At 58.0% G+C, this 7,965-nt stretch carries 3 protein-coding genes; all 3 read right to left on the reverse strand.

The annotated features are described in order from the left end of the window. The coding region (locus IK083_06345; GenBank protein MBR4749171.1) for a hypothetical protein at positions 1-5,312 on the reverse strand (5,312 nt) is incomplete at its 3' end. A 77-nt stretch (positions 5,313-5,389) separates the two neighbouring features. Then, positions 5,390-7,498, reverse strand: a complete 2,109-nt coding sequence (locus tag IK083_06350) for a hypothetical protein (protein MBR4749172.1) — start codon at positions 7,496-7,498, stop codon at positions 5,390-5,392. Between the two features lie 301 nt (positions 7,499-7,799). Then, positions 7,800-7,961, reverse strand: coding sequence for a hypothetical protein (locus IK083_06355; GenBank protein MBR4749173.1), 162 nt, complete (start codon positions 7,959-7,961; stop codon positions 7,800-7,802). Positions 7,962-7,965 lie beyond the last annotated feature (4 nt).

Here is a 7,965-nt window from a genome sequence, read left to right on the forward strand (position 1 = left end):
AAGGTGGCGCCGGCGGCCAGCTTGTCGTTCAGATTCTTCCTGTTGGACGAGAAGGGATATATCAGGCTCAGATCGTTCGAATTGTTGTCCGTCACGTCCGAGTATATCCTGTAGTCCAGACTGGATACTATGTTGTTCTCGTGTATCCTCAGGGCGTCCTTCCAGTTGCCGGTGTAGGCAGCCGAGCTCTTGACCCCCTCGGCGGCCATGCTGAAGGAGCTGTCCAGCTTGGCAGCGAACAGAGGCTGCTTGGTGATGCCCACGTCATACAGGTTCATGTTGCCCTCGTTGGTGATCTTGAAGGGCTGGAAGAACCGGCTGATCTCGGGCTTTCTGTAGAGCAGGCTGTTGATCTCACCGTTGTGGTTGCCCAGGATGCGGTTGTAGAACGGATAGAATATACCGTTCATGGCCAGAGGATAGCCTACGCCGTGGGCCTCGTCGCCGAAGTCCAGAGAGTCGGCATACAGGTTGATGGTGGCGTCGGGCTTGATGCCAAAGTAAACCTGGCACACTCTGTAGGGCTCGTCGCCGGGATTGTCATGCACGCGCTCCTTCACGCCCTCGCCATTGTACATGCCGCCGTTCTTGTTGAACTTGCCGTCGCCGTTCACGTCGATGTAGATCACGGCGTTGGCCTCGTATCTCTTCATGGCCGGCTGATATCTGGGGATGTCCACCTGATACCGGACGGCGGTATAGTCACCCGTATTCACCTTGCCGGTGCGGCCGTTGAAATAGGGATCCTTGCTCGCGTCATTGGTGCTCCAGGCATGCTTTGTTTCCAGAGAAATGGCGTCCAGCTCGGCGCTGTCGCCGGTGAAGGCGTACACGTTGTCGCCGGATATGTTGGGATAGTCCGCAGAGCCTCTGCCGTATTCCCAGGGGAACCGGTCGGCGTAGAACTGGTCGTCGTCGGGGACGCTGAGGCCGTTCTTGCCGAATCTCACCGGGTTCACGTCGGTCATGGACCTGTCGGCCACCTTGAAGAGATCGGAGAGGGGCGTGAACATACCGTGATCGTACTCACCCAGATCCACGCCGTAATCACTGATCTTCTTGCCTATGGGCAGGCCGTTGGAGCCCACCTCGGCATCGTAGCGGTCGTAGCTGTCGCCCACCTCGGTGTTGCCCAGCTTGATGGCCAGAGGGTTGTTCACCGTGATATGCTCGGCTCTGCCGGGGGCGTCGGTGTTCATCATACGTCTGGCGACGACGTATTCCTTGCTATCATCGCGCAGATAGCTGTCAAAGGGCAACAGTTCACTGGTCTTCATCAGATGAGGCACGGGCATGCGGAACTCGCCTACGTTGTTGCGCATCTGGAGAGCCAGTCTCCAGCCGCTGCCCACCATGCTGGCCAGCTTGCCGTTGCCAAAGTCGAGACTGATCTCATACAGCCTCAGGGTCTTGATCATGGGCTGCCAGTTAACAGCCACCTGGACGTATTCACCGGTGGCCGGGTCCTCGGTCAATACGGGATAACTGACCTCACCCACCAGCTTGCAGCAGTCGCTGTTCAGCCTGCGGATATTGGAGTCGCCGGGGCCGTTCAGGAACACGAAGGGACGATTGTTCATCTGAATGCCGCTGGACAGGTTCCACACGGCTGCGTAGAGCTTGTCGCCCCACTCCAGGCGGATGCCGGGATGACCGTGCTTTCTGCCGTCGTTCTGATTGGAGTTCCACATGAGAGCCCGGGACTCGCCCTTCAGCACCGTGGAAATATCGTTGCCGTCCACGTCTATGGAGGTCCTGGCCTTGGAAGCTTCTCTCAGGAGATAGAGCCTCAGCCTCATCTGCTGCTGGACGCTGCTCACGTTGGAGACGCCGCTCGGACTGATGTCAGCGGGAGTAAGGGCGTTGCCTGTGGCTATATAGTTCCAGTCTTCGGAAGAGATGGCCTTCATCTTCTTGGTGATCAGGCCGTACTTCAGGTCATCGCTGCTGCTCATAGCCTCCACTGAAGCTTTGGCAGTGCTGCCGAGTATGGTCTTGGAGGCGTTCTTGGTCTGCTTCAGAGCTTCCTGGAAGGCCTCGTAGGTCAGCAGCTCCACCTGGGCGTCCGCTCTGGTGTCGGCGGTGTCGGCGGGATCCACTTCTTCTATCTCATCTATCACGTCTTCCTGCCAATCGGCGGGAGCCTTGCGGTGCTTGCCCTTGTACTTGCCGCCGTACACGCCCTGGGAATAGGCCCAGAAGTAGCCGTCGGCGCCGTTGATGCCCAGCAGGCTGTTGCCGTACTGGTCGGCGTTGTCCAGCACGAAGGGCATGGACTTGATCCGGATCTGGTCATCTTTGCCCGGGGTCCCTGCGATGAGAGTGTTCAGGTTCTCGCCGGTGGCCATGTTGAAGGCTCTCAGATATCCGTCCAGAGCGCCCCAGTAGCCCTGAGGCACCGTGGTGGTGGAGGAAGAATTGATGATAGGCTTGTCGTATATATCCGAGGCGACGCCGGCCAGAGATCCCTTTTCAAAGGAGGATATGGCGGAGACGTCCGAGCCGTCGATGCCGTTCTTGAATATGTAGCCGTTCAGAGCCGCGGCCAGCACCTTGTAGTCGCTGTCTCCCGAAGCGGCTCTCTGCATGGCCAGTACGGAGGCCACACCCATGAAGGGGCTGGAGCCGGCGCTGACGTAGCTCAGGTCAGTGTCATAATCCTTGAAGGAGTACACCAGCAGCTGGTTGCTGTCGGGATTGCCCGTAGGCACGCTGCAGTACCAGGTGCCGTCGGAGGCCTTGAAGCCGGATATGGCCTTGGGGCCGTCGCCGCAGCCGTCGATGACGTGGCGATCCTCGGCATATATTTCGTAGGTCTCGTTGCTGAAGACCCGGTCCTTGAGCCAGGAGTAGCGGGTCAGGGTCCAGCGGTCGCCGGTATCATTGGGATTCTTGGTAAAGGTGACCAGATAATCGTCCGAATAAGATGAATGGTCCGCAAAGAGAGGAGTGGCTCCTCCCTCGGGAGCGGCGTCGTTCAGATTGGGGGTGCACCATACCAGGCGGCCGATGCACTTGGCGTCGTCGTTCCACATGTGGCTGAGCTCGTAGCACCAGGTGCGTCCGTTGGCCGTGGTGGCGAACACCTGGGAGGCGCAGGCCAGCTCGGCGGCGGGAGTGCCCGCGGGAGCCTTGTTGATGTCGGCTACGGGAGCGGCGTCGCCAAAGGCCAGGTCTTCACCGGGCACGGTGAAGGGATACAGCCATATCTGGTCGGCGGCCAAAAAGGCGCCGCCGGTGTATTTCACAGTGACTTTGGTGGGGCGGGCAAAGTGCAGGTCGCCGGACACTTTCTTCCAGCTGCCCAGATCCGATGCCTTGATCTGCAGGCCCTGGATGGTCTTGATATTCTTCGAGCCGCCGACTCCGTATTCCACCATGACTTCAAAGGTGGAGCCTACGGTCTGGGGCACGTTGGGAACGAACACCTTGATACCGTAATCAAAGCCGGAGGCCACTGTCTTGAATTCGTATTCGTCAACTACGTCCTCGTCGCCGCAGGCAGCTCTGTCCTTGGCGGATATGACGTATTCCATGCTGGCGTCGTCGGAGTTCAGCATGGCGTAGGAGGAGCCAAAGGCTATCCCGTTGGCAGGCACTATCCTGTTGGTATTGGCGGCCAGCTCGTTGATAAAGAGGCCGGGGCCCTTGAAGAGAAGCCTGGCATTGGTCTTATTGCCGGAGGCGTAATCGGAGCCCGCAGCGTCAAAGGCGTAGAATATACCGCTCTTGTCGCCTACGAAGAGCACCTTTTCCAGTCTGCCGGTCCTGGGATCCATGGCGGTGGTCACCAGAGGAGTGGTGGCAAAGCCGCCCACCACGGGACCCTCGTAGAGACCCCATTTGTCAGTATTCTTGTTGGGATAGGTCCACAGGTCCGTGGCCACCTTGTTCTCGTCATCGCCGGTGGCGTTGACGGCGCACAGGCGGCCCTGCCAGTGGGCGGGCAAGGCCGAGTCCACCCGGTCGTCGGCTTCGTTGATAGAGGTATATACTATAGGGAAGCCGTTGGCGGAGAACTCTGCATCCGGGGATAGCATGGCCGGATCCAGCTTCAGGGCGTCAAAGAGCATACCGTTGGTGGTAGTGCTGCGGCCGGGCTCGATGACCAGATAGTACACTCTCCCGGGAACAAACCGGATCAACGGATCGCTGGACAGGGTGAGCCAGCCCCCGGGGCCGGTGGTCCCGGTGAAATCGGCCTTTGTGACCTCTGTATCGTCCTCTATTCTAAAGGAGTAGGTGCTGGTGGTACCCTCGACATTGATGGGGCCGAACCCGCTCTCCATCTCTATGTCGTCGGAGGTCTGAGGGCAGTGTATCTTGATCCTGTAGTCGCCCAGCGCTCCCACGCTGAAGGCCAGCCGGGCCTCGTTGCCTCCATGGACGTCTTGCTGGCGCAGGACAGACACGCTGTTCCCCAGAGCTATCTGGCCCGAGGCCAGAATGGGAACGTGGTCCAGGTCCAGCTGCTGCCAGCTGCCGTTCTCAAACTGCAGATCCTTGTCGTCAAATATGACGGAGCCCACGCCGGCCCTTTCGGCCACCGGGGAGCCCACCATCTGAGCGGTGCTCAGCTTGATGAGGCGCACGGCATCGGCCAGCACTATGGCGGGAGCCTGGTCCTCGGAAAGAGTATCCTCATCCAGATACTCGCCGAAGTTGGTGATGGTCACGGTCACGGTGTTGTCCTCGTCAGGCAGGACCAGCGTATCCATACCGGCGTATATCCACTCGCCGGAATACTGCTCTCTGGACATGTCCACCGCGGTGGTAAAGGCGGCATTGCCGTTTACCTTGATCCTCACGTATGCGGTGTTGCACAGATTGTAATCGTTGTTGTTGATGGTCAGCTTTGAAGGAATGGAAAGATTGACCTGATAGTCACCCTTGGGCAGGCCCGAAAAGGTGTAGTCTATGGCAGCGGTTTGACCCGCGTCCACAGCCACGCCGTAAACGGATTCGCAATACATGAATTTGCTGCCCCTCATATCACCGGGGTTCTCGTCGCCCTTCAGGCCTACGGGGGTGGTGTCCACTCCGGCGGCGGCCCATGCGGCCTCGCTGTCGTTGTTGACCACGACGCCTTCGGAGTCCAGGGTCTTCTCAAACACCTGTCCGTCGTCTATCTCGGGATAGATCCAGATGGGGACCACCTTCTTGGCGTCCATGTCCCTGGAATCGGGGTTGAACGCCTGCTTTTCCGTATTATTGCCAAGACCTTCCCATATGCCTATGGGAGTGCCCGAATACGCAAAGGCAATTACTCCTATGGCTATAAGCAGAGCAAATACTGTGACAAATCTTTTCATAATTCCTCCGACGATTTCAAAAATCGCAATAGGTGACCTTCAAAATTATGCTGACCGGCCGGGGCCGGGGTGATATCTTAGTTGGCGGGCTTGTGAACGTAGATCACCGTCACGCCGTTGAAACTTACTTGAGGTTGGTAAGCAATGTCAGGCTGCATGGCGGTAAGCTCGCCGGCCGTGTCGATGTTCTTGATCTCGCAGACGTAGCCGGAATTCGGACTCTCGAGTATGAGATTGACAGAGTTGTTCTCCATATCCGTCATGGTGCCGCTCACAATGAAGAAGCACTCGTCCTCTCCATTGACGAATTCGTTGACGTGTACGCGGCCGGCCGGTACATTGACGCCGCCGTTGAGGGTGGCCACGCTGTTGGACAGGGTGAATATGCCGCCGTGGGCGATGTATGTCCCGAGGCCGTCGTTGGCGCGGGCCTCAAAGCCCTCGATGCGGGAGGGGTCGTCCTGCAGGAAGCCCTTCATGAGCATAGCGGCCACGTAGTTGGACCATTCCAGCTGAGGGTTCAGTATGTTGTCGGTGACGGCATTGCTGGGATTGACGTCGAACACCAGGCCCGCCAGCTTCTTGTCCCGGGCGTAGGCCATGAGCCGCAGCATATCCTTGGGATTGGCGCCGGAGCCCTTGGTCAGGGCTATGACCGGCCGGTCAAACATCCTTTTCTCGTTGAAGAACCTGTTGTTTATGGGGAAGTCGCTCTCCCGCCAGTTGCTGCCGTTGGAGGGCAGCAGGTCCAGGATGACCACGTCTCCCGCAGCGCGGGAATAGACGGCGGCCTCGCCAAATTCCGACTCGCTGATGCCGGGGAGCCTGTTGGCTATCACGGCTTGCCGGTCGGAGGAGCGCAGCTGCTCCTTGTACTTGACGGCGTCCTGCAGGGTGGGCATACCCAGGTTGTCGCAGGCCACGTAGCCCATGAGGCGGGAGCCCTGGACGCGGGCGTTGTTGGCTATGTCAAACCAGTCGTAGTAGGACATACCCTTTTCATACATGTGGTCCGAAATGTCGTAGAACCACTTGCAGTTGGGGGTGTTCCTGGTCACGTCATTGCCCAGGGTGTACCAGTCATTGCCCCAGCTGACCTTGGCAAACACCAGGTCGGCTTCGGCAACCTCCAGGGACTTCAGATATTTGGCCGAGTTGTTGAGCGAAAACACGCTGTCATCGGTGTCGTAGCCCCGGTCCAGATCCATAGACACTCCGAACATGGTGGCAAAGTCGCCCCGGCGGTTCCTGAACCTGCGCTCGCTGTCGAGCTCCCAGCCCATCTTTTTGCTCTGATAATCAGGCTTATAGTAGAAATAGTCCCTGGCCAGGACAGTCTCCTTGCCCTGATATATGCTCCGCATCTCCAGGCAGTAGCGCTCATCTTTGGGCAGGCCTTCAGGGATCTCGGTGAACCCGCCGTGCATGACGCCCTGATCGACGCCCCAGGTGGGGTCGTTGCTGCTCACTTCCTTGTTGGCCGCCTTGCCGGGAGCCATCACGGGATAGATGCAGAACCAGGGCGTGTCGCCATTGGCCGACACGTCGCTCCAGTCGGAATAAGCCTGGAAGGAGACCCTGAGATCGTTGACCACGTTGCCGGTGGCCTTTACTATGGGCTCGTAACCCAGGTTGTAAGTGTTGCCCAGGGCGATGTAGGGCTCGGGCTTCTTGTCCCGATACATCCAGGCCTGGTTGATGGAGATCTTCCGGGCATAAACGCCCTTGGCCACGTAAACGCAGAAGCGGCACGTCGTTATGTTGGCGTCCCGGGGGCAGTACACCCTGCTCTCAAAGGCGTAGTCGCTGCCGGTGAAGCTGTACATCTGAGCGTGATGTTCCAAAAAGCCTCTGGTCTTCTCTGTCTTGAGCACCTTGCCGTCGTTGTCCAGCCACTGGACCTGCACGTTCACGTTGTCCTCGTCAAGGCCCATGAACTTGAGCATCTTGAAGGTATCCACGGCGTCAATGTTCAGACCCACGGTATAAAGACGGCCCGTGCCGCCGGAGATATCCACGTCCTGATATATGTACTGGGGAGTGATCGTACCGGTGGCAGTAGTGTTTTTGAAGGACAGCTCTCCGGACGTATAGGTGAAGTCCGGCGCGATGGCGTCGTCCATGGTCCAGCCCGCAGGCTGCGCGGGATCGGCGTCTGCCTCCTGGAACTCATAATTCTGCAGCATATTACCGGCCTTGATGTCCGACCTTGCCGCAGCAAAACCGGCGCAAACGGCAACGAGCAATAAGGTAATAAAGAGCTTTTTCAAAACATCATACCTCACAGTCAGTTTATGTGGCGTATATATATACTTATCTTTGATGCCAATATCACATACATATGACACCGATTTACGAGCCGATGTTCCTTGTGACCTTCGGCGAAAAGAAAATAATGAGAGGCGCAGCCCGCCCGCAAACACCGGGGGCCGGACCCGCTCGATATAAGAAAAAAGCCGGCCAAAAGCCGGCTCTGTATAATAAAGCTTAATTGGTTTCTTTGGCCAGATCAAAGGCCCTCTTCAGGTCGGACACGTCGATGATGGTCCTGCCGTTCTGGATCTTGGGTATCATATTGACCGTGAGGCTCTTGCCGTTGACCTTGATGGTCCTGGAGCCGATGGTCATCTCTACCTTGACGTTGTTGATGTAG

Source organism: Abditibacteriota bacterium, assembly GCA_017552965.1.
In the GTDB taxonomy this organism is placed as follows: domain Bacteria; phylum Armatimonadota; class UBA5829; order UBA5829; family UBA5829; genus RGIG7931.